Origin of the sequence: Gluconobacter aidae (genome assembly GCF_009547075.1) — a bacterium.
Lineage (GTDB): Bacteria > Pseudomonadota > Alphaproteobacteria > Acetobacterales > Acetobacteraceae > Gluconobacter > Gluconobacter aidae.
Map to the genome: position 1 here is coordinate 1 of NZ_WIPH01000029.1, position 26,934 is coordinate 26,934.

26 protein-coding genes and 1 pseudogene are annotated in these 26,934 nt (G+C 59.1%); 9 read left to right on the top strand and 18 right to left on the bottom strand.

Annotation, left to right across the window (positions count from 1 at the left end):
• The 5 genes from GFJ39_RS10950 to alr all read right to left on the bottom strand — a co-directional run.
• Window positions 1-442: DUF934 domain-containing protein (locus GFJ39_RS10950; protein WP_153431374.1), on the bottom strand; the 442-nt coding region annotated here is incomplete at its 3' end.
• Complete coding sequence (locus GFJ39_RS10955; RefSeq protein WP_325062924.1) at window positions 429-2,102, bottom strand: nitrite/sulfite reductase; 1,674 nt, start codon at window positions 2,100-2,102, stop codon at window positions 429-431. The genes GFJ39_RS10950 and GFJ39_RS10955, both read right to left, overlap by 14 nt.
• Window positions 2,099-2,416, bottom strand: a complete 318-nt coding sequence (locus GFJ39_RS10960) for a DUF2849 domain-containing protein (protein ID WP_062447778.1) — start codon at window positions 2,414-2,416, stop codon at window positions 2,099-2,101. The genes GFJ39_RS10955 and GFJ39_RS10960 overlap by 4 nt, the downstream gene beginning before the upstream one ends.
• A 208-nt stretch (window positions 2,417-2,624) precedes the next feature.
• Complete coding sequence (locus GFJ39_RS10965; RefSeq protein WP_011252749.1) at window positions 2,625-3,071, bottom strand: RrF2 family transcriptional regulator; 447 nt, start codon at window positions 3,069-3,071, stop codon at window positions 2,625-2,627.
• 85 nt (window positions 3,072-3,156) lie between these two features.
• Window positions 3,157-4,305, bottom strand: a complete 1,149-nt coding sequence (gene alr / locus GFJ39_RS10970) for an alanine racemase (protein WP_407645891.1) — start codon at window positions 4,303-4,305, stop codon at window positions 3,157-3,159.
• A gap of 117 nt (window positions 4,306-4,422) precedes the next feature.
• On the opposite strand from alr, the gene GFJ39_RS10975 reads away from it, so the two are divergent.
• Both GFJ39_RS10975 and GFJ39_RS10980 read left to right on the top strand, forming a co-directional pair.
• Entirely contained in the window at window positions 4,423-4,887 is a 465-nt protein-coding gene (locus GFJ39_RS10975) for an Lrp/AsnC family transcriptional regulator (protein WP_153431376.1), read from the top strand.
• Window positions 4,888-4,977: 90 nt separating this feature from the next.
• Complete coding sequence (locus GFJ39_RS10980; RefSeq protein ID WP_024717021.1) at window positions 4,978-5,178, top strand: (2Fe-2S)-binding protein; 201 nt, start codon at window positions 4,978-4,980, stop codon at window positions 5,176-5,178.
• Window positions 5,179-5,231: 53 nt separating this feature from the next.
• On the opposite strand, the gene bfr is transcribed toward GFJ39_RS10980, so the two are convergent.
• The 5 genes from bfr to GFJ39_RS11005 all read right to left on the bottom strand — a co-directional run bounded on the left by bfr (window position 5,232) and on the right by GFJ39_RS11005 (window position 11,970).
• On the bottom strand, window positions 5,232-5,720 hold the full coding sequence (bfr, locus tag GFJ39_RS10985; protein WP_153431377.1) for a bacterioferritin: 489 nt from the start codon (window positions 5,718-5,720) through the stop codon (window positions 5,232-5,234).
• Between the two features lie 292 nt (window positions 5,721-6,012).
• Window positions 6,013-7,455 (bottom strand): M20/M25/M40 family metallo-hydrolase, encoded by a 1,443-nt coding sequence (locus GFJ39_RS10990; RefSeq protein ID WP_407645889.1) that lies wholly within the window; start codon window positions 7,453-7,455, stop codon window positions 6,013-6,015.
• A gap of 78 nt (window positions 7,456-7,533) precedes the next feature.
• Entirely contained in the window at window positions 7,534-8,067 is a 534-nt protein-coding gene (locus GFJ39_RS10995) for a RidA family protein (RefSeq protein ID WP_153431378.1), read from the bottom strand.
• A complete protein-coding gene (locus GFJ39_RS11000) occupies window positions 8,042-9,445 on the bottom strand; it encodes a purine-cytosine permease family protein (protein WP_153431379.1) in 1,404 nt (467 codons plus the stop codon). Before GFJ39_RS11000 ends, GFJ39_RS10995 begins: the two co-directional genes overlap by 26 nt.
• Complete coding sequence (locus GFJ39_RS11005; RefSeq protein WP_153431380.1) at window positions 9,445-11,970, bottom strand: TonB-dependent receptor; 2,526 nt, start codon at window positions 11,968-11,970, stop codon at window positions 9,445-9,447. Before GFJ39_RS11005 ends, GFJ39_RS11000 begins: the two co-directional genes overlap by 1 nt.
• 429 nt (window positions 11,971-12,399) lie before the next feature.
• Here GFJ39_RS11005 and GFJ39_RS11010 point away from each other — a divergent pair, with 429 nt between their 5' ends.
• Genes GFJ39_RS11010 through GFJ39_RS11020 form a run of 3 tightly spaced genes read left to right on the top strand, consistent with a single transcriptional unit; the run spans window position 12,400 to window position 15,504 of the window.
• A complete protein-coding gene (locus GFJ39_RS11010) occupies window positions 12,400-13,554 on the top strand; it encodes a histidinol-phosphate transaminase (protein WP_153431381.1) in 1,155 nt (384 codons plus the stop codon).
• A 13-nt stretch (window positions 13,555-13,567) separates the two neighbouring features.
• Window positions 13,568-14,974, top strand: a complete 1,407-nt coding sequence (locus GFJ39_RS11015; RefSeq protein ID WP_153431382.1) for an FAD-binding oxidoreductase — start codon at window positions 13,568-13,570, stop codon at window positions 14,972-14,974.
• Window positions 14,971-15,504 carry a HutD family protein gene (locus GFJ39_RS11020; protein ID WP_153431383.1) on the top strand — a complete coding sequence of 178 codons (534 nt, stop codon included), beginning with the start codon at window positions 14,971-14,973 and terminating at the stop codon, window positions 15,502-15,504. The genes GFJ39_RS11015 and GFJ39_RS11020 overlap by 4 nt, the downstream gene beginning before the upstream one ends.
• Here the strand turns inward: GFJ39_RS11020 and GFJ39_RS11025 are convergent.
• From GFJ39_RS11025 to GFJ39_RS11045, 5 genes are all read right to left on the bottom strand, one after another.
• A complete protein-coding gene (locus GFJ39_RS11025; RefSeq protein ID WP_153431384.1) occupies window positions 15,497-16,642 on the bottom strand; it encodes an alpha-hydroxy acid oxidase in 1,146 nt (381 codons plus the stop codon). The genes GFJ39_RS11020 and GFJ39_RS11025 overlap by 8 nt on opposite strands.
• Window positions 16,643-16,665: 23 nt before the next feature.
• Complete coding sequence (gene hutH, locus GFJ39_RS11030) at window positions 16,666-18,213, bottom strand: histidine ammonia-lyase (RefSeq protein ID WP_153431385.1); 1,548 nt, start codon at window positions 18,211-18,213, stop codon at window positions 16,666-16,668.
• Between the two features lie 7 nt (window positions 18,214-18,220).
• Window positions 18,221-19,906, bottom strand: a complete 1,686-nt coding sequence (hutU, locus tag GFJ39_RS11035; protein WP_153431386.1) for a urocanate hydratase — start codon at window positions 19,904-19,906, stop codon at window positions 18,221-18,223.
• 86 nt (window positions 19,907-19,992) lie between these two features.
• Window positions 19,993-20,808, bottom strand: coding sequence for an N-formylglutamate deformylase (gene hutG, locus GFJ39_RS11040; RefSeq protein WP_153431387.1), 816 nt, complete (start codon window positions 20,806-20,808; stop codon window positions 19,993-19,995).
• A 21-nt stretch (window positions 20,809-20,829) separates the two neighbouring features.
• The gene (locus GFJ39_RS11045) at window positions 20,830-22,191 is read right to left on the bottom strand and encodes a formimidoylglutamate deiminase (protein ID WP_153431388.1); all 1,362 of its coding nucleotides are present in this window, start codon (window positions 22,189-22,191) and stop codon (window positions 20,830-20,832) included.
• Between the two features lie 128 nt (window positions 22,192-22,319).
• On the opposite strand from GFJ39_RS11045, the gene hutI reads away from it, so the two are divergent.
• The 4 genes and pseudogenes from hutI (at window position 22,320) to GFJ39_RS14090 (ending at window position 24,932) form a co-directional block, all read left to right on the top strand.
• Entirely contained in the window at window positions 22,320-23,558 is a 1,239-nt protein-coding gene (gene hutI, locus GFJ39_RS11050) for an imidazolonepropionase (RefSeq protein ID WP_153431389.1), read from the top strand.
• A gap of 98 nt (window positions 23,559-23,656) precedes the next feature.
• The gene (hutC, locus tag GFJ39_RS11055; protein WP_153431390.1) at window positions 23,657-24,397 is read left to right on the top strand and encodes a histidine utilization repressor; all 741 of its coding nucleotides are present in this window, start codon (window positions 23,657-23,659) and stop codon (window positions 24,395-24,397) included.
• 110 nt (window positions 24,398-24,507) lie between these two features.
• Window positions 24,508-24,720, top strand: a pseudogene (locus GFJ39_RS11060) (transposase); the annotation flags it as partial.
• A 17-nt stretch (window positions 24,721-24,737) separates the two neighbouring features.
• The gene (locus GFJ39_RS14090) at window positions 24,738-24,932 is read left to right on the top strand and encodes a hypothetical protein (protein ID WP_194285358.1); all 195 of its coding nucleotides are present in this window, start codon (window positions 24,738-24,740) and stop codon (window positions 24,930-24,932) included.
• Here GFJ39_RS14090 and GFJ39_RS14280 read toward each other — a convergent pair.
• The 3 genes from GFJ39_RS14280 to GFJ39_RS11070 form a co-directional block, all read right to left on the bottom strand.
• Window positions 24,921-25,727 carry a MutS-related protein gene (locus GFJ39_RS14280; protein WP_228391913.1) on the bottom strand — a complete coding sequence of 269 codons (807 nt, stop codon included), beginning with the start codon at window positions 25,725-25,727 and terminating at the stop codon, window positions 24,921-24,923. The two genes, GFJ39_RS14090 and GFJ39_RS14280, sit on opposite strands and share 12 nt — an antisense overlap.
• A gap of 61 nt (window positions 25,728-25,788) precedes the next feature.
• On the bottom strand, window positions 25,789-26,454 hold the full coding sequence (locus GFJ39_RS14285; protein WP_228391914.1) for a hypothetical protein: 666 nt from the start codon (window positions 26,452-26,454) through the stop codon (window positions 25,789-25,791).
• The coding region (locus GFJ39_RS11070; protein WP_407645890.1) for a MutS-related protein at window positions 26,451-26,934 on the bottom strand (484 nt) is incomplete at its 5' end. The genes GFJ39_RS11070 and GFJ39_RS14285, both read right to left, overlap by 4 nt.

The window sequence follows — 26,934 nt, forward strand, 5'->3', positions numbered from 1 at the left end:
ACGCCTCTTCCACCCGAAGCCCCGGCCCCACGGACCGCTCCGGCAGAACCGAGCGCTGATACGCCACCGGAAACTGCCGGAGCTGCTTTTCCCACAGAGCCGGATCACCATTGCCGTCCTTCGGCAGAACCACACTGTCCACCCCACAGCGACGCAGAAACGCCGCCTGATCCGGCAGGATATGCCCTTCCGCCCGGATCTCACCCGAAAACCGCAGATATTCCCGAAGCTCCCGCGCCTGCGTGAACCCGCGTCCATCCCGGAAAACCGGGAACCGCAGCACCACAAGCTCCAGCCGGTTCAGATAAGGTTTCACAAGCGCGGGATCATCCGCACTCTCCAGCAGAACCGCCCGCGCATCATCCCGCTCCGCCAGCTCCGCAACCGTCACCAGCACATCATGAACCTGCGCGGTCCGCTCGCCGAGTTCAAACAGTTTCATAAGCCGCCTCCCTGAAAGGCTCATGCCCCAGACGTGTCAGCGTATCGAGGAATGTCTCCCCGCTCTCCCGGCGCCCCAGATAGCAGTCCACAAGCCGCGCAATCGCATCCACGGTCTCGTCTTCCGGCAGAGCCGCCCCCAGAATCGTCCCGATCGCCGCGCCATTCTCGGCCCGGCCACCAACCGTGAGCTGGAAGAACTCTTCCCCGCGCTTGTCCACACCCAGAAGCCCGATATGCCCGGCGTGATGATGCCCGCATGCATTGATGCAGCCCGATATATTGATACGCAGCGCCCCGATTTCGGCCTGAAGCGCCGTATCAGCAAACCGGGCCCCCAGCTTCTGCGCAATCGGAATGGACCGCGCATTCGCCAGCGCACAGTAATCCAGCCCCGGGCACGCCACGATATCACCGATCAGCCCGATATTCGCTTCCGCCAGCCCCACTTCAGCCAGCCCGAGCCACAGATCCCGCAGCCGGTCCTTGCGCACATGCCCCAGAACCACGTTCTGCAAATGCGTGATCCGGATTTCCCCGAACGAATACGCATCCGCCAGATCCGCCAGACGCACAATCTGCGCCGACGTCGCATCCCCCGGAATCCCACCCGCCGGCTTCAGCGAAATGGTCGCAATGATATGCCCCGGGTCCCGATGAACATGCGTATTACTCCGCACCCAGCGATCAAAGAGCGGATCATCCCGCCGCTGCTGTGCCAGAACAGCATCCGCATCGGCCGGAGCCTCAAGCAGAGGCACGGCAAACCGCGACCGGATCGCCGCAACCGCCTCCGGCATCAGCCGATACCGCTCCAGATCCATCTGGACGAGTTCCGCTTCAACAGCCTCTCGATAGGCATCAACCCCGATCGCCTGAACCAGAATCTTGATCCGCGCCTTGTAGATATTATCCCGCCGTCCATGCGCATTATAGACGCGCAGAATGGCCTCAAGCGTCGCCAGAAGATGCTCTTCCCGCACACTGTCGAACAGCTCTTCACCAATAACCGGCGTCCGCCCCAGACCACCGCCCACGAAAATCCGGAACACCGGCGCCCCATCCTCACCCGGACGGGCCAGAATCCCAATGTCATGGAAGCGCGCCGCCACCCGGTCATTCGGACTGCCCGAAATCGCGATCTTGAACTTGCGCGGCAGGAACGTGAACTCGGGATGCAGCGTGGACCACTGACGCAGGATCTCCGCATGAACCCGAGGGTCCACCAGTTCATCCGCCGCCGCCCCCGCATACTCATCCGCCGTCACATTGCGGATGCAGTTCCCGCTGGTCTGGATGGCATGCATGTCCACCTCAGCCAGCTCACGCAGAATGGCCGGCGTATCCTCAAGCCTGATCCAGTTGAACTGGATGTTCTGCCGCGTCGTGAAATGACCGTAATCGCGGTCATACCGCCGGGCAATCTCGCCCAGCTTGCGCAGTTGCCGGCTATCCAGAATCCCATAAGGAATGGCAACCCGAAGCATATAGGCGTGGAGCTGCAAATAGAGCCCGTTCATCAGCCGAAGCGGCTTGAACTCATCCTCGCTCAGCGTCCCGTCCAGACGACGCTGCACCTGCCCCTCAAACTCGGCAATCCGCGCCTGAAGGAAATCCCGGTCAATCCGGTCATACTGGTAATGGCCGACAGGAATGCTCACTGTTCGGTCTCCACTGCAAATTCGGGATGAACTGTCGGGCCATGTGCCCGGATCTTTTCACGAACCGTGACGGGCTCCGGCGGAACAGCAGCCTGCACCGCCGTATCATAGACACCCACCACCCCATCACGCTGGGCCTCTGCCACCACGCGCGCGAGCACTGCTTCCGCCTCATCCGCATCCAGAAGGGCCGCACGTCCAATATGAAGATCCCACGTCCCGTCCGCACACCACCAGACAGTACGACCATCCAGCAGGCGGTTGGCGGTCAGAACCAGCTTCTGGCCAGGTTCAAGTCGGACAGGACGTTTCATCAGCGCTCACCTTCCTGATGAATCCCGACCTGACCTTCAGACCGGCCCCATCATGAATCCGTCCCTGTTCCCACGCCTGAACAGCAGAGCGCAGGCATATCAGAAACATGGAATTCACCATAGCAGATCAAACATTGATCCATCATGGTAAGATATCCAGCCCTGTAAAACCTATTTCGTGGTTTTTACAAAATACTTTTTTTACTGGTTATATGGAGAAGGAAATCGGCGCCCGGCTTGGACGCTGCATTCCGGCCTCTTCCGCATTCTGCAGCAGATGCTCCAGCGTGACGGACGCCATCTTTTCCGAAACCTCATGATCCACCGACTGCCAGAACGGCTCCAGAACCTTGGTCCGCAGAAGATTGACCCCATCCCCGGGCATTTCCGGATCTTCCGTGACAGTCCGGACGATCTCGTTCAGCGTGATGGTCCGCGGCGGCCGCCCCAGACGATAGCCGCCCTTGGGCCCACGGACACTGGAAAGCAGCCCGGCCCGGGACAGCGCCTGTAGCACGGGTTCAATCCCCCGACGCAGCATGTCACCACGTCTGGCAATATCCGCACCACTCACGACCCCGGATCGGCCAGCATGGAAAGCGACATCCAGCATGATGGATATGGCGGTCAAAGCTCTATCACGACGGAGATACATGAGAATTCCGATTTGCTACGACAGACAACATCATTATGATGTAGCCCGATTTCAATTCGTCTATCTTGTTTTCCATGCTGGAATGTCAATCGCCCTTTGAGGGGGTCTCCTGATTTCCAACATATTCCCGATGAAAACGGTGTCCCAGAGACGTCAGGACTTCATATCCGATCGTTCCCGCCGCTTCCGCGACATCATCGACACTGCGTCTGGACCCGATCAGATCCACCATCATGTCGGGACCAAGTTTTCCTTCCGGCACATCTGAAATATCCACGATCAGGGAATCCATCGAGACCCGCCCCAGGATCGGCAGACGGATATCCTCGAACCACGCACAGCCCTGCCCGGCCCCATGCCGGGAAAAACCATCCGCATACCCGACAGCCACCGTCGCAATCCGGCGCGGCCGGTCAGGCTGATAGGTCAGGCCGTAGCCAACGCCCTCACCCGGCAAAATCTCACGGATCTGAAGAACATGGGCCTGAAGCCGGACCACCGGCGACAACGGATTGGGGCCAGTCCGGTTGGGCGCGATTCCATACAGTGCGGCACCCGGTCGCACGACATCCAGATGATAGTCCGGCCCAAGGAAAATCCCTGACGACGCAGACAGGCTGAGCGGCGCAGACGGCAACCGCGCGGACATCTGCAACAGCCGGCTTTTCTGGACCTGATTGGCAGGATGATCCGGCGTATCGGCGCAGGCCAGATGACTCATGACAAGACCGACCTTCAGCCCGTCCACAAGCCCCTTCTCCGCCTGCAGGGTTTCAAGATCGGCGTCGGAGAGACCGAACCGTGACATCCCGCTATCAACCTGAAGCGCCGCTTCAGGGAGCGCGCCTGTCCGCGAGTCCTCGTCGCGCCACAGCGCAATCTGCTCAAGACTGTTCAGGACAGGCCGCAGACCATAGCGCACGCAGTCTCCAGACGCTCCGGGGCGCGGTCCATGCAGCACCGTAATCCGGGCCTTTTCCGACACAACGGACCGCAGCCTGATGCCTTCATCGACATGCGCGACAAAGAAATCCGTGGCTCCGGCATTCTCCAGAACCGGGGCAACCCGCTCGATTCCCAGCCCATAGGCATCCGCCTTGACGACCGCAGCACAGGAAGCGCCTGAGGCCAGCGTCTGAAGATACCGGTAATTGGAAGCGATCGCGTCCAGGTCCACCGTCAGGCGGGCACCGGCACGATAGGAAGGCCACAAAGGATCAGGACATGCGCTCATCATGAAAGACAAGACTATCCCCTTCCCGATCAGAATATCCTGCCGGATGATCGCATAATCTTTCAGACAACAAAAAATATATGATCGAAAATGCGAAAATAGACCGATAATGCCATCATGATCTTCGACCGCATCACCGAATCCATCCTGCGCATCCTCCAGCACGACGGACGCCTCAGCAATGCCGAACTGGCACAGCGTGTGGGCCTCTCTCCGTCGGCCTGCCTCCGACGCGTCCGCCTGCTTGAGGAACAAGGGATCATCCGGGGCTACCGAGCCGTCATCGACGAACGCTCGGCCCACAAACTCACCACCGTCATTGTCCAGATCACCCTTGAGCGTCTGACGGATGAAACGCTCCGCCGATTCGAGGCCCGTATCCGCGACTGCCCCGATATCCGGGAGTGTTATCTCATGACGGGTGAGGCCGATTACCTGCTCCACGTCGCCGCACGCGATCTGGCGGATTACGAACGTATTCACAAGGAAGAGCTTTCCCGCCTCCCCGGCGTCGTCCGCATCCAGAGCAATTTCGCAATCCGCCCCGTCGTCCAGCGCTGGATCAGCCAGGATTCGTCCTGAGTCGCCAAAAATCAAAAATGCATTTGCGAGCCATTTGCATTTGAACTAGGCTCGCTTTATCGGTCCCAGTGAACGGAAGCCTGCTTCTCCATGATCGTCTGCTCGTGCAACGCGCTGTCCCATCAGGACATCGAAATCGCAATCCACAACGGAGCATCCCGACCGGCGGAAATCTATTCAGCCCGGAAATGCAAGGCCAAATGCGGAAACTGCGTCCCCGGCATCGTCTGCCTGCTACGCTCGGCCCTTCAGAAAGCCCAGTCTGAACAGACACATCTCAACGCCGCATAAAAAACAACCCGGACAATGCCGGGTTGCTCGAAGATACCGCTCTGACGCTGGCGTCAGTCCTGATCAGGTGCCGAAGCGGAGTTCTTCTGGATGTAACGCTCGATACCAATCTGTTTGATCAGGTCGAACTGACGGTCAAGGAAGTCCTCGTGCTCTTCTTCGTTGACGAGGATTTTCAGCAACAGATCACGCGAGACATAATCCCGGACACTTTCACAGTAAGCGATTCCTTCCCGCAGATCCTGAATGGCCTTCTCTTCAAGCTTCAGATCACATTCCAGGATTTCCTGAACCGTCTGGCCAATCAGAATCGGGTTCAGACGCTGAACATTCGGCAGACCACCCAGGAACAGGATCCGCTCGATCAGCCAGTCCGCGTGACGCATTTCCTCGATGGACTCGTCATATTCCTTCTTCCCCAGATGGGTCACGCCCCAGTGCCGGAGCGTCCGGGCATGAAGGAAATATTGGTTGATCGCCGTCAGCTCATTCGTGAGCTGCGTGTTAAGATGCTCGATCACAACAGGATCTTTAATAGCCATGGTCCCAGACTCTCCGAAAAAAAGGTGACGATATCGAACACGGAGAACAAAGGAAAATCATATTCCCCACAGCCGCGCCCTCATCTCGCGGGAAAGTGTGGTTCGGCCAGAGCGCGGAGACGCACCACCGTTTCCAGCATGTCGGCATGCAGGGCGCTTAATGTGCTGAGACCGCCCACCCTGCACCCGCCACATCGCCGACCTGCTCCAGCCCCGTTTCCGGATCAACCAGCAGACCGTTCCTGATCGCGAGATCAAACACGCACGCCCTTTCACGATATCCGGCCCATCCTTAGTGAGACAGATCCGAAAATAGCACCAGAAGATCTTCAAGAGCAGGCGCGATACTGGCCATGGGTGTACGCTCGTTCAAACCGTGCATGAAGGAATCCGAGTTCTTGATGAAAATCGGGCTGATCCCGTAGCTCGGCACATCATGAGAGCGGAACCACATGCTGTCACTCGCCCCTGAAGACAGCGCCGGGAAAACGGCAACGCCTGGATAGGCAACCTGCATCCCATGCTCGATCGCCTTGACCACATCCTGACGCATCGGAGACGCGGCAGTCTGAACCGATCCTTCCGTTGCATCCTCGATCTTCATGGACGGATCCTGCGCAGCCTGACGCAGATCTTCCATGATTGCCGCGCGCGGATGGCCCGGGAAAATCCGGCAGTTGATATTGGCCGTCGCCTTCTGCGGAAGAGCATTGAGCGCATGACCACCCTCGATCATGGTCACAACGCAGGTCGTTCCGATACGGCCAATATAGGACGGGTCTGAAGAAAGCGTACGAATGGCTTTTTCATCCGCAGGGTTTTTCGCAAAAGCCTTCATGGCCGCAGCCATTTCCGGCTTCTGCCAGCGCGCGGCATTCAGGAAATAGCTACGGCTAAGCTCGTTGATTTCCGGTTTGAAACGGTGCTGCTGGATCCGCAGGAGATCAGCCGCAAGCTCGTCGATCGCATTCACCGGACGCGGCTCGGAGAAATGTCCCCCCGGATTGGTCACGGTCAGGCGGAAATCGGCATAATTCTTTTCCGCACCTTCCCAAGTGAAATAATCCGGCTTGCCCGTCTTCTCGTCGAGCGTCCCGTTCGCACCGTCCATGTTCAGCACCAACTCGGCCTTGGAGAGCTTGTCCGCGATGATGGCACCCGTCGCCATCGTGGTCTCTTCATCCCCCGAAAACTCGATGATGATATCACGTCGCGGTTTGTACCCTTCGCGTTTGAGTTCCAGAAGGGCGGCAATCGCCAGCGTGTCATCCAGCTTCATGTCCGTTGAGCCACGACCCAGAAGATAGCCATTCTCAATCTGCGGCTTGAACGGATCATGCGTCCAGTCCGACGCCTTGGCTTCCACAACATCCATGTGCCCTGAAATGACCAGCGGCTTGAGGGACGGATCCTGTCCCGGCCAGCGGGCGATCAGATAGGCCGTGTCCTTGTAAGGCGTGATCGTAATATCGGACGGGGCGAAACCTCCCTTGACCAACGCATCCCGGAATAACGCGGCTACTTGTGGCGTCTGGTTTCCCGGCCCAGCCACCGAGCGCAACGCAATGGATTTTTCAGCCAGATCCAGAGCCTGGTCCGCCGCAGCCTGATGATCCGCCGGAGCACTAACCGCCTGCGCCACCATCAGGTCGCCGGCCAGCAGCAGAAAGCCGCTTTTCAGCAGGGCCTTGCCCATCCGCTCCCGAGAAAGCCGCGTCCGCTTGAATACGTTCATGCCTTACCCCTTTTGATTACCCGAAATGCAGAGCCGAAACCACGATCAGACGCCGTCCCGATCACCCCGGCAGAGACCTCATTTCGCAGGAAAACGTTTTTTATTCATATCGTTCCTCGATGCCACGACATCGATTTCGACCAGCCAGTGCGGATTGGTCAGATGAGGAACCTCGATAACGGTCCGCGCCGGAAAAGCGCTTCTGAACCTGGCCCGATAAGCCTGCATCATGCCGTCGAAATCCATGTGGCCCAACCGCGGATCGGCCACCAGATAGACATGCATCTGCACGACATCCTGCATTGTCATCCCGAAATACCCCAGCGCCGCCGAGATCTGGTCCAGCGCACTCCGTGTCTGCTCCGCGGTTGTGGTGCCGGAAGCCCTGTCCGGCGCAGGCCCCAGACCGGAGACATAAACCGTCTCCGCTCCTGCCGGGACCTGAACAGCCGCCGAAATCGGAAAATCATCCTTCGGATCGGAATAACGCTGCACGGTCTGCGCCGACGCAACCTGCACACTCCCAACTACCCCGACAGCAACCAGACCGACCTGACAGCACCGACGCCACACGCGCCGCCGCATATCAGCAGGAAGAAGGACGGGAGACATCACCGACACTGCTCCTTCGGGATACGACCGCATAGAACAGGCTGGTCACAACAAGACTGACCAGCCACGAAACATCCACCTTGTGAAGATAGGGGACGAAAAAGCCCGTGAAGAATTCATTCTTCAGAAACGGGATTTCAACGAGTACGCCGAGAACATAACTTCCGACCGCAGCCCAGTTGACGTAACCGTATATGCCCCCGTCCTTCCGGAAAAAGGACTCAACATCATAATCGCCATGACGCAGGACATAGTAATCGTACAGATTAATCGCCGTCCACGGCACCATGACCGCCATCAGGATATCCAGAAAAGCCGCATAGGACTTCATGAAACTGTCCGCCATGCCCAGCGCGAAAAACAGCGACAGACCCAGCAGCGCGCAGGTCAGGACAACCCGGCTTTTCAGCCCGGCCCGCCATTCAGGCAGAAAGGTCTGGATGATCGTGATGCTCGACAGCGCCCCGCAATAGACACTCATGGCATTGGCCAGGGCAATGGACAGGGACAGAACCACCAGAACCGGCGCGCCCCACACTCCCGCCAGATGCCCCAGCGACTGCACCACGCTTTCGCCAGGCCATTGCAGGACCAGAAAGGCCCCCAGGACCATCGGCAGGATCGTACCCAGAACAGTCCCCCCATAACTCGCCCAGAACGTGTTCCGGACGGACAGGCTGTCCTCGGGCAGATAGCGCGATGAGTCGGAAACATACGGCGCATAGGCAATCTGCCAGAGTGCCGCGATTGAAAACATGCCGCAGAAACCGGCGACCGAGCCATGCAGTTCCGTCAAAAGCGTGACCGGCATGTGCCAGAACCCGACCACCAGACAGTACATGACCGCAATCCCGGACAGCCATGTCACGGCCTTCGAACACGCATGGATCGCCCCATACCCCAGAATACAGGGAACGAGACTGATAAAGGCCAGCAGCAGAACCGCCGGAACCCGCCCCAACACAGGCAGGGCATCGTCCAGTGCCTCACCGCCCACAACACAGTTTGAAGCCGCAAATCCGATATACATCAGCACGACCAGAACAATAATCGGAACCGCACCCCAGACACCGAACTGACCGCGGCTCTGCACCATCTGCGGCACACCCAGAACCGGGCCCTGCGCCGCATGGAGCGCCATGAACACCGCGCCCACCAGATTGCCGGCAATCACGGCGACAATCGCCCAGATCAACGACAGATCGAAGATCTTCGGTCCCAGCGCCCCGGTTACGATCGTCAGGAGCGTCATGTTCGTACTGAACCAGACCGTAAACAGGTCGCGGACACGTCCATGCCGGTGTTCCGTCGGGATCCGATAGATCGTATGAATCTCGACAGACCGGTGGAATTCAGCCCTGCGCACCTGTTCCGCCATCAGAATTCCGCCTTGAGCGTGCCATAGTACTGACGTGGTGCACCCACGAGGAAGGATTGATAATCACCCGACATCGGCACACCGTTTTCACCCATCGTGGAAATATACTTCGTGTTCGTCAGGTTATAGACATTGAACTCAAAGGTCAGGTTCTGCACGAAATCCAGACTTCTGGAATATTTCCCAAGGTTGCCGAAGCGGTACCGCGCACCCAGCGTCTCAATCCAGTAAGAGGGAATTTTCATATCCCCTGTATAGCTGTAATTGCGCGTACCAAGGAACTGGGTATCGAGATGCGCGGAGAAATTCCGCCATTCATACGCAAGGCTCGCCTTGTACATAAAGCGCGGGTAAGCAACGATCTGCTGACCCTTGGTATGATAGGTCGTTCCGGATTCCGTAACGTTATTGTCATAGGTCGCGTGGTTGTAACTTATGCTGTTATACAGCGAGAGCCCCTTGACGGGCATCAGCGTCAGCCCGGCATCCACACCATTCATGGTCACGCCACCTACGTTCGCAACCGTGGAAATCGGATTGACGATCGAGCCCGACGTCACCTGCTGCAGGCGGTTGTGGAAATTCGTTCTATAGGCATGCACGGACGCCAGAGCATATTTGTGCGTGAAACGATAGCCGACTGCAAAATTCCAGTCCGTCTCAGGCTTCAGACCACCATTCTGCAACAACTGGTTATACGCGGACTGTGAAACGGAAAAGGGCGACGCCCCTTCCTTGAAGGCCTGGACAGGATAGGACTTCACGTTCTCCGCGATATCGAAATAAAGCTCGTGATGCTTCAGAAAATGCCAGTCTCCGCTGATATGCGGCAGGAACGCCTTGGCCGTCGTAATGCTGCCCCCTGCAATCTGGCCAACGCCCGTATAGCTCTCGTCATTGGCATACTGCCCACCCCGCACCGTCTGCAGAAGCGATTTGAAGCCGAAATGCAGGGAAAGATTGGGCAGAACGTGATACGTGTCCTGCACGAAAGCCGTAAAGCTGTTGGAATTAAGGTTCTGCCCCCACAGCGTGGCGTAAGGATCGGGAAGTTCCCCGACCGAATTAACAGGCTTGGCCTTCCCGGATTCCACATCCGAAAGCAGGGGTTCCTCATAACCGAAACGTCCCACATCCGTATGGAAGTTCTCATACCAGACGCCACCGCTGATATCATTATGTGCGATCTGATAATGAAGAGCGGACGTGAAGCCAAAGCGCTGGGAATGCGTCACAGTCGCCTGATCGATCAGCGGCGCACCATTGGGAGAGGAAACATACGGGTTCGCCCAGGTTCCGCGCAGATACTGCCCATGCCCGTACACCACGCTTTCCCACCGCAGCCGATCCGTCAGGGCCAGATTGGCCTTCAGACCGCCCAGATAATCACGCTCAACCAGTGCCCCATCGTAATAGGATGCATCCCACGGATCGGACATCTTGGAATAACCTGCCGGCAGCGCACCACCCGGCAGACCATTTGCCGAAAGCGCAGACAGATAGGCTTTCTTATAAGCATTGGGCGTGCCGTAAAAGTTGTCGATCCCGTATCCGCCATTTTTGAGCATATCGAAGGACATGTCCTGATACAGATAGCTCTGCGTCAGGTTGTAATCGAAGAAAGACGAAATACTACTGCGCTCACCAATCGGCTGCACGAACTTAGCGTTGACCTGCTGACCGAACTGGTCCCCGCCCCCTTTCCACTTGTCCTGCGAATTGCGCATGTAGGAGACGTAAAACCGCGTGCCACTCTTGTTCAGATCGCCACTATCCATTCGCAGAAACGTATGAAATCCGCTGTTTGAGCCGAATGTCTGTGACGCCAGACCACCCGCCTTGTGCTTGGGATCTGAAGAAACATACTCGACAGCACCGCCCAGATTACTGGTACTGGCAACGGATTCAGCTCCTGCCCCCATGGAAACATCCATCCGCCCGACATTCTCGGCCGAGATCGCATTGACGGAGTTCAGACCATTGAAGGTATGGAATTCCTGATCGCCCAGCGGAATACCATCCAGCGTCATGCCGATCTGGTTCTGCAAAAAGCCATGCATATAGAACTGGGTGGACCAGGTATCCATGCCCTGCGGATCATCGGACTGGAACATGACGCCCGGCTGCCGCGCCAGAACCTTGAGCGGATTGGTGCCTGGCACCGCGTCCGCCAGCGCTTCGGAAGAGACTGTCGTAACGGCACCGTGAGGAACGTGATGGGCCGTCACCTGCATGCTCTCGCTTTCCAGCGCCTCACGCGCTGTCGCACGACGGGCCCGCGCGGCTTTCGAGCGGACAGGTGCTACCGGGGCAGCCTTGCCAGGATTGTGATGGACGACGGGACGGGCCTGCTTCTTGGGATCTGCCGCCTGGGCCGCGCAGCAGGAAAATGCCGTCGATGCGAGGACCCAGACCAGAAACGAAGATGCACCCTTTCGTCTCAGATCCGGCTGAGATCTGCTTCCTGAGACGGGAAAACAACAGGCATCCTGATCCGGTGATGGAATGTTATTATTGGACATCATATTCCCGTACTTTTCCAAAGCAGTCGTTTGAAGGAGACACCATCAGTCACTGACAGGCTACAGAGGAAACCGAAAGGCATGCGGCCTTTTCGGAATAGACCATGTCATTCCGGAAAAAGGTTGTCTATATCTATTCTGATATCGAACTGGTTTTTTGGAAATTCTTCCCCTTCAGCAGACACCATACCGACATCACTTTTCGGCCCAAACACCTCAAAATATCCCCTTCTATCAATATCCTATTCTCTCCGACCGCACCCACTCCCGAAAAGGAAAACACCCCCGAAAAAAGCGTGTGAAAAGACCAGAAAAATGCGTCCAGAGCCCCTTTGACCTCTGGATATCCCACAGAATCTATGGTTGTCTTTACAAGTTAAATGACCCCGTCTCTGCCCAGCCCCCTACGCCTTCTTCCCGTGGAGCCATCGCATGAACACCGCCCCCGAATGCCGGACCTCTCCCCTCTCCCTGGCCCGGGCTGAAGTCCGTCAGCTACCGGTCTATAATGCGGGCCTGTCAGAAAACGCCGTGCGGGCAAAATACGGCATTCCGCGGATCACCAAGCTGGGCAGCAACGAAAACCCTTATGGCCCGTCTCCCGTGGCTCTGGACCACTGGACCGGAATAGCCTCCAGCCTGTTCCGCTATCCGGACGCATCCGCCGAGGATCTTCGGGAAGAGCTGTCCCGTCAGACCGGAATCGACACGGACCGGATTGTTATCGGAAACGGCTCCGAACAGATCATCCGTATGATCTGTGAAGCCTTCCTTTCCCCCGGAGACCGCCTCGTCACGGTCCTGCCGTCCTTCGGACTGCATCTGATCTGGCCCCAGATGATGGGCGCCAGAGCAGAAGCCATTCCCATGACGGCAGATGCCCGTTTCGACCTGCCGCGGCTGCATCAGGCCGTAACATCCGGCCCCCTCAAGATCCTGATGTTCTCCAACCCGTCCAATCCCGTCGGCTGCCTGATGACAAGCGACGCCATGCAGAATCTGATCGAGGCCTGCCCCGCAGACACGCTGATCGTCATCGACGAAGCCTATTGGGAATATGCGCGATCCAGCCCGGACTACGCCGACAGCCTCACCATCCTCAAAAACCAGTCGCGCCCCTGGATGGTCCTGAGAACCTTTTCAAAAGCCTATGGCCTGGCCGGGCTGCGCGTCGGCTATGCCCTGACATCTGATCCCGGCCTCACCGCCGTCATGACCCGCGTCCGCGATCCGTTCAACAGCAACAGCGCCGCGCTGGAAATGGCCCGATTGAGCCTGCTCGATCAGGAGCACATGCACAAAACGGTGGACGCAACCCTGGCCGAAGGCAAAGCACTGAAAGCGGCTCTGGAAGAGCGGGGTTATTTCGTCGCACGGTCCTTCGCAAATTTCCTGTTCTTCAACAGCCGCGAATCCGCGTCAGCCCTCACCGAGCGCCTTCTCGAACAGGGCGTCATCGTCAAACCCTGGAAGGAAAAGGGCTACGAGACCTGGATCCGCGTCAGCATTGCGCGTCCCGAAGACAGCCAGGCTTTCCTTGCCGCCCTCGATCGCGTCCGTCAGCCCTCACACTACTCCGCAGCCTGAGAAGGAACGCGCCATGACCGGCCCCTCTGCCGCCGAACGCGCCGCCCGGCGTCTCGCCCCTCTTTTCGGAGATCGCCTGACCGCCAACGAGACGATCCGCGATCATCACGCCCACAGCGAAGGATGGCGCCACCCGGATCAGACCCTGCTGCCCGCCTATGTCCTGTTCGCCCGCACCACGCAGGACGTGTCCGACACCCTGCGGATCTGCCACGAGGAAAACGTTCCCGTCATTCCCTTTGGCGGCGGCACCTCCCTTGAAGGACAGCTGACACCCGTTCCGGACTGCATCAGCCTCGATCTATCCATGATGACGGATATTCTCGACGTCTCGCCCGAGAACCTGACCTGTCGCGTGCAGGCCGGCGTCACGCGACAGGACCTGAACCTCCAACTGCGGACACAGGGCCTGTTCTTCCCGGTCGATCCCGGCGGCGAAGCGACATTTGGCGGAATGTGCGCCACCCGGGCCTCCGGTACCGGAGCCATGCGCTATGGCACCATGCGCGCCAACGTGCTGGGCCTGACGGCCGTGCTGGCCGACGGACGCATCCTCCAGACGGGCGGCGCCGTCCGTAAGGCCGCCACAGGCTACGATCTGACAGGACTCCTCATCGGTTCGGAAGGCACGCTGGCCGTCATCACCGAAGTGCAGGCCCAGCTCCATCCCATCCCCGAGGCCGTAGGAGCCGCGGTCTGCCAGTTCCCGACGCTGGCCAGCGCCGTGGAGACGGCCGTCCTCGTGATCCAGTGCGGCCTGACGGTCGGCCGGATGGAACTGCTCGACGACGTCCAGATGGACGCCTGCATCCAGTATTCCCACTTCACGGGCTACGAAGCCCTTCCCACCATGTTCTTCGAGCTGACAGGCTCACCCGCCAGTGTCGCGGAACAGGAAACGGTGCTGCGTGACCTCGTGGAAAGCCAGGGCGGCCAGTCCTTTCGCTGGGCCACCGCAACCGAAGAACGCAACACGCTCTGGAAAGCGCGTCATGATGCCTTCTGGGCCTGCATGGCCTATCGTCCCGGCTACAGGGGCATCACTACCGACGCCATCGTCCCCATCGCCGCACTGACGGAACTCATGACCGGCGCCAGAGCCGATATCGACGCCTCCGGCCTGCTGGCCCCCATTGTGGGCCATGTCGGAGATGGCAATTTCCACACCGTCATCCTGATCCCGCCCAATGACGCGGATGCCGAAAAACGCGCCCTCGAACTGGACCATAAAATCATCCGCCGCGCCCTCTCGCTCGGCGGTTGTGCAAGTGGCGAACACGGAATCGGCCTCGCAAAACAGATCTTCATGACCGAAGAGCACGATCCTGCCGCCCTCTCCGTCATGCGCGCCATCAAGACCGCACTGGACCCGAAGAACATCCTCAACCCCGGAAAACTCGTTCCCGCAGACGTCCCATGAGCATTCGGCACATCCGTCTGCCCATCGTGCCCGCAAGCCCATGGAAAAATGGTGCCGGCACCACCCGCCTGCTGACCGAACAGCCGGAATGGCGCCTCAGCGTCGCCAGCATCACCCAACCCGCACGGTTCTCCAGCTTTGCGGGTCTGTTCAGACAGATGGGACTTCTGACCGGGAACGGCGTCCGGCTTTTTCCCGTTTCGGGCGCTCCACCCCTTCTGCTGGATCAGCCCGGCAGCGTGATCCGGTTCAGTGGCGACCTCCCCCTGACCGGCGCACCTCTGAACGGCCCGGTCGACGTCCTGAACCTGATGCGCCCCGCGAACAGGACAGGCCCGGACCTGACCGCCATCACGCCGAAAAATCTTCCTTCAGATGCTCTGCTGGGTTTTATCGCCATAGAAGAGCACTGGGACGTCATGGCCGAAAAGCAGCATTACATGCTTGCGCCGGGAGACATCCTTCTGAGCGAAGTCCCCTTTGAACTCATCATCCTGAAAGCGGGTCAGATCGCCTACGCCGTCACCTGATCGGCCGGAGCGCTGCCGCGCCCTGCGCCCGCAGCGACGCAAGATCCACCATCCCTCCCAGACGCAGGACATCGCGGATCTCACCGCCCAGCCCGTCCACCAGACTGCGAACGCCTCGCTCGCCCCCAGCAGCAAGCGCCCAGGCCCAGGGACGCCCGATCCCCACGGTCTTCGCGCCCAGCGCCAGCGCGGTCACGACATCGCCGCCCCAGCGGACCCCGCCGTCAAGAATGACGTCCGTCTCGCCCTTCAGGGCTTCGACAATGTCCGGCAGGACGGAAAGCGACGACGGAGCCGGGTCCATCTGCCGCCCCCCATGATTGGAAACGATCACCGTCTGCGCGCCCGCTTTCTGGCAGGCCAGCGCGTCCCCGGCGTCCATGATTCCCTTAACGGCAAGCTGCCCCGGCCAGACGGAACGCAGCCAGTCCAGATCTTTCCAGGTCAGCGTCGGATCGATCTGGGACGCCGCATTCCTGGCCTGCTCCATCAGGTTACTGCCCATGCCATAAGGCGCCAGATTGCCGATTTTCGGCATCCCGTTCCGCAGCATCCCTGCCGTCCAGCGCGGATGCGCCGCCATGGACAGCACATGCCGCAGGGAGGGGCGCGTCAGATTGCGAAAACCATTGCGCACATCGCGCAACCGAAGCGGCGTAATCGGTGTATCAACCGTCAGGATGATGTTGCGGATGCCGCAGCTCTCCGCCCGGCGCAGCATGTCGCGGGTAATGCCCCGGTCACGGAACACATAGATCTGGGCCGCGAGCGTCACGCCCGGCACCCGGGAGAGCGTTTCCAGCGACTGGATGGCGAAAGTGGACACCGCCATCGGCAGACCCGCCGAAGCCGCAACCCGCGCAGCCCGGATCTCGCCGTCCGGACACATCAGGCCACCAAAACCCAGCGGTGCAAACATGAACGGGAGCCGATGTGTGGCTCCCAGAAAAGACCCGGACAGATCGCAGTCCGAAACATCCACCAGACATTTCGGAACAACCGCCCAGCGGTCAAAGGCCCGGCGGTTGGCCCGGACGGTGCGCTCCGAATGCGAACCACCGTTGACATAATCCCGGAAAATACGGGGAAGAACCCTGTCAGCCCGACGATGCAGAGCCGCGATGCCGTGATGGTTCATTCCCCGTTCTTCTCCCGTCCCGATCAGCCCTCAAGAGCAGGCAGGGCAACGCCCGACCCCACACAGCTTCCCAGAGCGCCATCGATGATGAGCGCGCGGGCGGCTTCCATGTCCGGCGCAAACAGCCGGTCCTGGGCAAAGAAGGGCACAGTTTTCCGCAACGTCTTCGCGACTTCAAGCAGTGGCGCGGATGTTTCCAGCGGCGCCAGGAAATCAAGCCCCTGCACGGCCGCCAGATATTCAACCGCAATGATCGTCCGGACATTATCCACGATATCGCCAACCCGACGCGCGGCAAACGTGGCCATGGAGACGTGATCTTCCTGATTGGCCGAAGTCGGCAGACTGTCCACACTCGCCGGATGGGCCAGCGTCTTGTTTTCTGACGCCAGAGCCGCAGCCGTAACCTGCGCAATCATGAAGCCGGAGTTCAACCCGCTGTCCTGCACCAGGAACGGCGGAAGGCCGCTCATCTGCGCATCGACCAGCAGCGCCAGACGTCGCTCGGCAATCGCTCCGACTTCAGAGACGGCAATCGCCATGAGATCCGCGGCAATCGCCACAGGTTCCGCATGGAAATTGCCGCCCGAGATCATCTCATCCGTGTCCGGGAAGTGGATCGGATTGTCCGAAACCGCATTCGCCTCGATCACCAGAACCCGCGCGGCCTGACGCAGATTGTCCAGACAGGCGCCCATGACCTGAGGCTGGCAGCGCAGGCAGTACGGATCCTGAACCCGCTCGTCATCCTCAAGATGCGATGCCCGGATGGCAGACCCCTGCATCAGTGCGCGATAGACAGCAGCACACTCGATCTGCCCTTTCTGACCGCGCAGTTCATGCAGACGCGGATCGAACGGCGCATCCGTGCCGCGTGCCGCATCAAGCGTCAGGCCACCTGTAATGAGGGCCGCGTGAAACAGCCGCTCGGCATCCAGAAGCGCTGCAATCGCCAGCGCCGTGGAGGCCTGCGTACCGTTCAGAAGGGCCAGCCCCTCTTTGGCTCCCAGAACCAGAGGCTCAAGCCCGGCCGCCTTCAGGGCCTCGTCACCTTTGAGGCGCTTACCCTGATAGAAGGCTTCACCCTCACCGATCACCACAGCCGACATATGCGCCAGCGGAGCCAGATCGCCCGAAGCCCCGACCGATCCCTTTTCCGGAATAACGGGCACAACACCCCGGTTCAGCATATCCAGCAGAAGCTGCACGATCTGCGGACGCACGCCCGAATATCCCCGCGCCAGACCATTGGCCTTGAGCAGCAGAATCAGGCGGACCACACGCTCCGGCATCGGCTGGCCGATCCCCGCAGCATGGCTCAGCACCAGATTGCGCTGCAAATCCCGCAGACGGTCATCGGGAATACGGGTCTTCGCGAGTTTTCCGAAACCCGTATTCACCCCATAAACCGGCTCGCCACGCCCGACGATCCGCTCCACGGATTCCGCTGCACGTTGCAGAACCTCGAAGGTCCCGTCGTCCAGACGGACATCCTGCTGGCCGAAATAGAAGTCCCGCAGGTCGCTGAGCGTGATCTTGCCGGGCGTGAGTGTAAAAGTGCTGGTTGTCATGGTGATCTCAGGCTCCGCTCGTAATCATGGGAAGGTCGAGGCCCTTCTCGCGGGCACAGTCAGTTGCAATGTCGTAACCGGCATCGGCATGCCGCATGACGCCCGTAGCCGGGTCGTTCCACAGCACCCGCTCCAGACGCCGCGCCGCATCCGGCGTGCCATCCGCCACGATCACCATGCCGGAATGCTGGGAGAAGCCCATGCCGACGCCGCCGCCATGATGCAGCGACACCCAGGTCGCACCCGACGCCGTATTGAGCAGCGCATTCAGCAACGGCCAGTCGGACACGGCGTCCGAACCGTCACGCATGCTCTCGGTCTCACGGTTCGGACTGGCGACCGAGCCACTGTCCAGATGGTCACGCCCGATCACGATCGGGCCCTTGAGCTCACCGCTGGCCACCATTTCGTTGAACGCCAATCCCAGACGGTGGCGGTCCCCCAGACCGACCCAGCAGATACGTGAGGGCAGTCCCTGGAAGTGGATCTTCTCCCGCGCCATATCGAGCCAGTTGTGAAGATGCTTGTCGTCCGGCAGCAGTTCCTTGACCTTCTGGTCCGTCTTGAAGATGTCTTCCGGATCCCCCGAAAGCGCTGCCCAGCGGAACGGACCGATCCCCCGGCAGAACAACGGACGGATATAGGCCGGCACGAAGCCCGGGAAGGCGAAGGCGTCTTCAAGCCCCTCGTCAAAAGCCATCTGACGAATGTTGTTGCCATAATCGAAAGTCGGAATGCCCTGGCGATGGAACGCCACCATAGCCTCGACCTGAAGCCGCATGGATTCCCGTGCCGCCTTCTCGACCGCAGCAGGATTGGTGATCCGCATTTTCTCGGCCTTCTCCAGCGACCATCCGGCCGGCAGATAACCGTTCAGCGGATCATGGGCGGAGGTCTGATCCGTCACACCATCCGGCCGGATGCCACGGCGCACCAGTTCCGGGAAGACTTCGGCAGCATTTCCCAGAAGACCCACGGAAACGGCCTCGCCTTTCGCGCAGGCGTCCTGAATGATTTCCAGAGCCTCATCAAGCGTATCGACCTGACGGTCCAGATATCCCGTCTCAAGCCGCTTGCGGATGCGGGACGGCTCACATTCGACCGCCAGCATGGACGCACCAGCCATAACAGCCGCCAGAGGCTGCGCCCCGCTCATGCCGCCCAGACCACCCGTCAGAATCCAGCGCCCTTTCAGGTTGCCGCCATAATATTGGCGCCCCATTTCCACGAAGGTCTCATACGTGCCCTGAACGATGCCCTGCGAGCCGATATAGATCCACGATCCCGCCGTCATCTGCCCGTACATCATGAGCCCGGCCCGATCGAGTTCGTTGAACTTCTCCCAGGTCGCCCAGTGGGGCACAAGATTGGAGTTCGCGATCAGGACACGCGGCGCATCGGCATGCGTCCGGAACACGCCAACCGGCTTGCCGGACTGCACCAGAAGCGTCTGATCGTCTTCCAGATCACGCAACGCCTCGACGATCCTGTCATAGCAGTCCCAGTTCCGCGCCGCTCGACCGATGCCACCATAGACAACGAGCTCGGACGGCTTTTCCGCAACGTCCGGATCCAGATTGTTCATCAGCATCCGGAGAGGCGCTTCCGTCTGCCAGCTCTTTGCCGAGAGTTCAGGCCCGGTCGGGGCCCGGATGACACGATCATTCGAAAGGCGGTTGCCGGGATCACTCATGGGCTTCATCCTGTATGAACTTGTATATACTAATACTCAAATCGCTCTGCGGAATTGTCAATCCATTTATGAAATGACATCAGGATTTATTTTCCCGGACGCGCCGCCTCGGGCCGCCAGCACAGCGCAATCTCAAGCAGGCCATCGATCATCCGCGACAGACGCACCGCCTTCTCCAGATCGATCGGCCAGGGCGCCTCTTCGCTCCGCAGATAGGTGGACTGCGCAATTTCAAGCTGGATGGCATGGATGTCCCGCTCTGGCTGTCCGTAATGCCGCGTCGTGTATCCACCCTTGAAACGCCCATTGACGACATGGCTGTAGGCCACGTTTCCAGCCAGCCTCTGCCCCAGAAGAGTTTGCAATTCCCCGTCACAGGACTGTCCGCTATTGGTCCCCAGATTCAGATCCGGAAGTGTCCCCTCAAACAGCCGGGGAATGGTCGACTTGATGGAATGCCCGTCCCACAGAACCGCCCATCCCCATTTCTGACGAAGCCGCTCCAGCTCTTCCGCAACAGCCTCATGATAGGGACGCCAGTAAGCCTCACGCCGTTCGGCGATCTCGCTTTCGTCCGGCGCCTGCCCCTCATGGTAAATGGGCTGCCCGTCAAACGTCAGCGCCGGCACAAGTCCCGTGCTGGGCCGGCCCGGATAAAGCGCCGCATCATCGGCCCCCCGGTTCAGATCCACCACATAACGGGAATGATTGGCCTTCAGCACCCCCATACCCTTCGACAGCGCACCGGCATAAAGATGTTCCATATACCAGTCGGTATCAGGCAACTGACGCCCGCGTTCCGTCATCCGCCTCTCCATCCCGGACGCCAGATGGCAGCCGGAATGCGGAAGAGTCACAAGCACGGGCATAGTCCCGCGAACAAAGGAAAAAACATCCGTCATGGTCAGGATTTCCTTGTAAGATCAGAGATCAAGAAGAGTGCGCACGGTGCGCCGGAATGCAGCCGTTACAGCGTCATGATTGAGGTGCCGTCCATCGCGCACGCGCCACTGACCACCACACAGCACATCTTTCACGGGGGGCTGGCGTGCTCCGAAGATGGCCGCATCAAGAACAGCATCATCCTGCAGATACGGCAGCGGCAGCAGATCCTCGTCCAGCACGCACAGATCCGCCCGCGCCCCGGCAACCAGCCCCCAGGACTCAAGCCCGCAGGCCCGTCGGCCGCCATCCAGCGCCTGCCGGTACAGCCATCCACCCGTGGATCCCAGCGTCTCCGCCGGCAGAGCCGCACATCGCATCTGCGTGAAAAGCCTCTGCCCGTATTCCAGGGTGCGCAGCTCTTCCCACGGACTGATCAGCACATTGCTATCGCTTCCAATCCCGAAGCGTCCCCCGTCATTTACATAAGGCGCAAGCGGGAAAAGCCCGTCTCCCAGATTGGCCTCCGTGATCGGACAAAGCCCCGCCACAACTCCGGAACGCACCATTCCCGCAACCTCGGAAGCGGACAGATGGGTCGCATGTACCAGACACCACCGCTCATCCACATCCGCCTGAGACAACAGATATTCCACAGGCCGCGCACCCACCGAGGCAACGCACTCCTCCACTTCCTTCTGCTGCTCCGCCACATGGATATGCACAGGCCCCGTCTGCGCAGACAGAAGATCCGAAGCCGTCTTCAGATCAACCGCCCGCAGCGAATGAAGCCCCAGCCCAACAGAGAGCAGCGACGTTTCCGCCCAGGCCGACCGGGTCTCGCTGACAATCCTGCCGATGAGTTCCGGCGTCGTCGCGAACCGCTCCTGCGCCTCCTGAAGCGGACGCCCGTCAAAGCCCCCGCGCTCGTACAGCGTCGGCAGAAGCGTCAGACCAATGCCGACCGCCTGCGCCGCCTCACCGACACGGAGGGACATCTCCGCCACCTGCCCGTAAGTCGCTCCACCCGGCGCATGATGCAGATAATGAAATTCCGCGACCTGCGTATATCCGGCCGTCAGCATCTCCATATACAGGTGGCTTGCAATGTCCTGCATCTGTTCGGGCGAAATGCGATGCGCGAGCTGATACATCAGCCGCCGCCAGGTCCAGAACGTATCCGCCGGATTCTGACGGCTCTCCGCCAGTCCCGCCATGCCCCGCTGAAAAGCATGGGAATGCAGACTAAGCTGCGACGGAACAACAATCGTTTTCCGCTCTGCATCCGCAGATATCCCGGCATCCGGGACAATCGATTCAAAATACCCGTCAGGAGAAACGGCAATCCGCACATTCCGGTGCCAGCCGTCCGGCAGAAGGGCCTGCTCTGCAAACAGTTCCATAACCTCGACATCCCTTCCCTCATCACGCGGAAAGTCTTTGCTTTTCCCATTGGTTACATGATGATAATGGAATTGTAAGACTTGTATATACCACAACGACAGATTTGATGGCGCAAGGAAGAACGCGAATGTGGGATACGCTCTGGACAGACATTCATGTCGCGACGGCCGACCCGGCGCTCATTTCGGATCAGGACGGTTATGGCTGCATCCACCATGCCGCCATCGGCATTGAAAACGGACGGATTAGCTGGATCGGAGCGACCAGTGACCTGCCAGACGCTCCGCAAAACCTGGCGCATAAGATCCACTCGGGAAACGGCCTCTGGATGACGCCAGGCCTGGTGGACGCCCACACCCACGTCATTTACGCGGGCGACCGCAGCCTGGAATTCGCAGAACGCCTCAATGGCGTCTCCTACGCGGAAATCGCGCGCAAGGGGGGCGGGATTATCTCTACGGTTAACGCCACCCGCACCGTCTCCGAAGACGAACTCTTTGACGTCACGGCGCGCCGCGTACGTCGCATGATCGCCGAGGGCACGACAACCCTCGAGATGAAGTCCGGCTACGGCCTGACCCTGCAGGACGAACTCAAGCAGCTCCGCGTAGCCCGGGCCATCGGCGCCTCCCTGCCTGTGCGCGTTCACGCAACCTTCCTGGGTGCCCATGCTCTGCCACCGGAATTCAAAGATCGACAGGATGATTATGTCTCCCACCTCATCACCGACATTCTCCCTCAGGCGGTAGAAGAAAAGCTGATCGACAGCATTGACGGCTTTTGTGAAAACATCGCCTTCACTCCCGATCAGATCGAACGGCTCTTCATTGCGGCAAAAGACCTGAAAATCCCCGTCCGCCTCCATTCCGAGCAGCTCTCAAACAGCGGCGGCACCAAACTGGCCGCACGTTACGGCGCCCTCTCGACCGACCATCTGGAATATGTCGTGGAAGACGACGTCATCGACCTGGCTCATGCCGGCACAGTCGCGATGCTGCTTCCGGGAGCCTTCTATTTCATCCGTGAAACGCGCATGCCGCCCATAGACCTGTTCCGGAAACATAATGTTCCCATGGGCCTGGCCACAGACTGCAATCCCGGGACTTCCCCAAGCGTGAGCCTCACAGGCATCATGAACATGGCCTGCACCCTGTTCCGCATGACTCCCGAAGAAACCTTCTCGGCCGTAACCCGGATCGGGGCCCAGGCCCTGAGGCTACAGAACATAACCGGTCACCTGGCAACCGGACAGGCCGCGGACATGCTTCTGTGGGACATTGCCAGCCCCCATGAACTCTCGTACTGGATTGGCGGCAGAAGGCCGGTTCAGCGAATTTTTGACGGTAAACTGGACCCTGTGATATAAAGTTGCATACTCTTATCCATACAACCTCTTGTCTAAATAACCGTTTCGCCAGGATGTTTTTTGGATTGCCGCTTCCCAGTTGAAGGACAACCCACGACATGAAAATGGACGTCTCCCGGGAACGCTCTCCCGCTCGATACGAACAGGTCAAACTCTATATCACCGAGCGGATTCAGGACGGCGAATGGAAAGAAGGCCAGAAACTTCCTTCCGAAAGCGAACTGGTCGAACTCCTCGGCGTCTCCCGCATGACGGTTCACCGGGCCCTTCGTGAACTGATGACCGAAGGCGTCGTGGTCCGTGCGCAGGGGGTGGGAACATTCGTCTCGCGCCCTTCGCCAAAGGCTGACCTGCTGGAACTTCACGATATCGCCGATGACATCCTGAGTTCAGGCCACGTCCACACGGCCCGGGTCATCACGCAGGAAGCCATCCGCGCCGACATCGATCTCGCATTTTCCTTCGACATGCGCCCCGGCAGCAAGCTGTTCCATTCCGTGATCGTCCATTTCGAAGACGATATCCCGCTTCAGGTGGAAGAGCGTTTCGTCTCTCCGGCATTCGCGCCCGAATACCTCCAGCAGGACTTCACCCTTACCCATCCTCACCGGCACCTTTACCACATCTCCGGCCCCGACGAGATCGAACACGTCGTGTTCGCAGTCTCTCCAACGCCGGAGCTACAATCCCTGCTGGATATCGGCCTCCACGAACCCTGCCTCCAGCTCGTACGCCGCACATGGGTCAAAGGCCGCGTTGTCATGAAAGGTATTTTCACCTACCCCGGCAACCGTTACAGCCTCGGAGGGCGCCGCAAATCCTCATCAGACAATTTCTAAGCTCAGAGCCCATTGATTTGACGTAGGAGATCTGGTTCACGCGCGGCATGAAGGTGGAGATGAGTAACCCGTATTGACTGACGGATGAGCGGATGGCGTATTCAGACGGGAGCAAAGGCGACCGTCCCCCGTTCGATCCGGTGCTGATGTTCAGAATCCTGGTGCTCCAGACGTTGAACAATTTGTCTGATGAACAGACGGAATATCTGGTCAACGATCGTCTGTCTTTCATGCGTTTCCCTGGTCTGGGACTGTCAGACCGCGTGTCGAGCATGTCTTTGCCGCTCAGAAATCGCAGACGGGGCTGTTTATCCGAACAGTAGGCGCCACTCGGACCACTATGAGGATCGGGCTGGCCAATATCGTCTATAATATGCGCCGCTTTCTCCTCCTGGAGCGGATGGTGGCCCCCGACCTGCTCAAAAACGCGGATCGAGCGCCCCCAAGAACCGTCAATCAAATCGCCAAAAGTCCAAAATCAGAAGCCATGCGCATCAATCAACGGTTCTTCGATCCCCCCAGGTCACAGGCCTGACGGCGGAGTCTTGATCGGCGGTGATAGCGCCACCCCGAACACGCGTTGATACAGATCCGCAGCTTCACTTGTCGCACGAGGCTCCCCTGGCTTGAGCTGGAAATCACAATCCCTCCCCTTCCGGCCGGAAGCCCTCAGGAACAGGGTCTGATCCCGACGCAAAAGAAAGACTCTGTGGGCAAACGTATATTGGTGAGTGACGAAGAACACGCGCACCCCGGATGCCATGAGGGCATCCATGACGTCGAAAGAAACCGCACTTCCCTCCATCTCGTTCGTCGAAGAAAACGATTCGTTGAACAGCACGACGCTATCGTCGCGAACGTACGTCAGCAGATCGTCCAGCCGTCGCAGTTCCTCGTCGAATTTTCCGCTTTGAAGCGTGCGATCCTCTTCTCTTTTGAAGTGTGTGAACACGCCTCCCACCATTGCGGTCGTGAGAAACTCTGCTCCGACGAACGATCCACATCGGGCCATCAGAAACGATAATCCGATACTCCGCAGACAGGTCGATTTTCCGCCCTGATTCGCTCCTGTAATGATCGTACCCGTGCGATTACCGGTCATCGGCACATTATTACCCGTGATCGGCTGATCAGATGCCAACGCCAGGGCAATGTCGTATAAATCCTTCGCATCAAAGGAACGACATCCGGACGCTTCGATGTCCGGGAAGCAGAGCGGGAGCTGACGCGCGCAGAGCCTTCGCCGCAAATTGAGCGCTCCGACGTAAAAGGCCAGTTCATCCCGCAGGTTCGTGAGAAACGACAGGACATGATCCTTGCCCTGCTGCATGGACGCCGCGGCTCCGCCAAGCGCGCGTTCTCGCAGGTCGTTCAGCGCGCGCGCTCCGTTATCATCTCTCGGGTCCAGCCTGTAACTGTTCGGAGGACGCCACGGCCCGATCAGGTCCTTTAACCACCGAAAGCGCGCACCCCGAAACCCCCCTGAGGTGATAATCGACACCTTTATTGCCCTCCCCCAGTCGAGCACTCAAAAGCATCTCCGGCATGCGAAACACCCGACTGTATTCGAGCAGGTCGGCGAAGAGACTGTCATCCAGTTCTTCGTCCAAGATCTCGAACAGACGACGTAATGCCGTCGACGTCGCCAGCGTCTTCTGCTTGTTCGCAATCACTTTCAGCTTCTGCAAAGGGCCGGAGAGGACATCGAGCGAACGCGCCGCGTCGAAAATAACGCCGGAGACGCTTCTATTGCGCATGTGCAGGTAACTCTTCTGCTCGGCAGAAAGTGCCTCGTTGAGAAACGCATAGAGATTTCGACAGAAATCTTCTTTCTCCATGAGTTCCCGCATGACGCTCTGACGATACCGGATAACCGCAACGTCGTCCGTCCCGGCCAGCAGCACATGCGGCACGACTTTCGCGATCACCGTATCGCCTTGTGCCATGGCTTCAAAGACAATGTCCAAACGCAGATCATTGATCAACGCGGCGGACTGTGGCGGTAGAGCTGCCGTCAAATCAAGATCGCGATCGGGAAAGAGGAGATGGGCCTTCATGAGCCAGTCTCCCGAGGGCGGACCTGCGACGCCAGACGTCGCCGAATATCGTCGCCCGTAACATTGTATTTACGTGCCAGAGCCATGGCATAAACTCTTCCGTCGGGCCGGGCACGGATGATCCGATAGGTTCGGATCTCTTCATGCCCCTTCTCGACGTCGCTCACCATCGGCACGATGTGATCCGAAAGAGTCGCGAGTGTTTCAAGGAACGTCACGCAAACGCAGATCAGTCCGCGTTCCAGAAACGTATTCAACACGGTCGCACAGAGGGCAATGGCATCGTTCATGGTCGTGGAACTGAAACTCTCGTTCATGATGACAAGACTGCGCGATGTCGCATCGGTGATGATCTTGTGGATTCTGACGAGTTCGTCTTCGAGTTTGCTTCGCAGATCGTGAGCGTTTTCCTCACGTTCGAAATGCGTGAAAATATGATCGACGTGAAACAGATGCGCTTCCTGACCGGGGATGGGACCA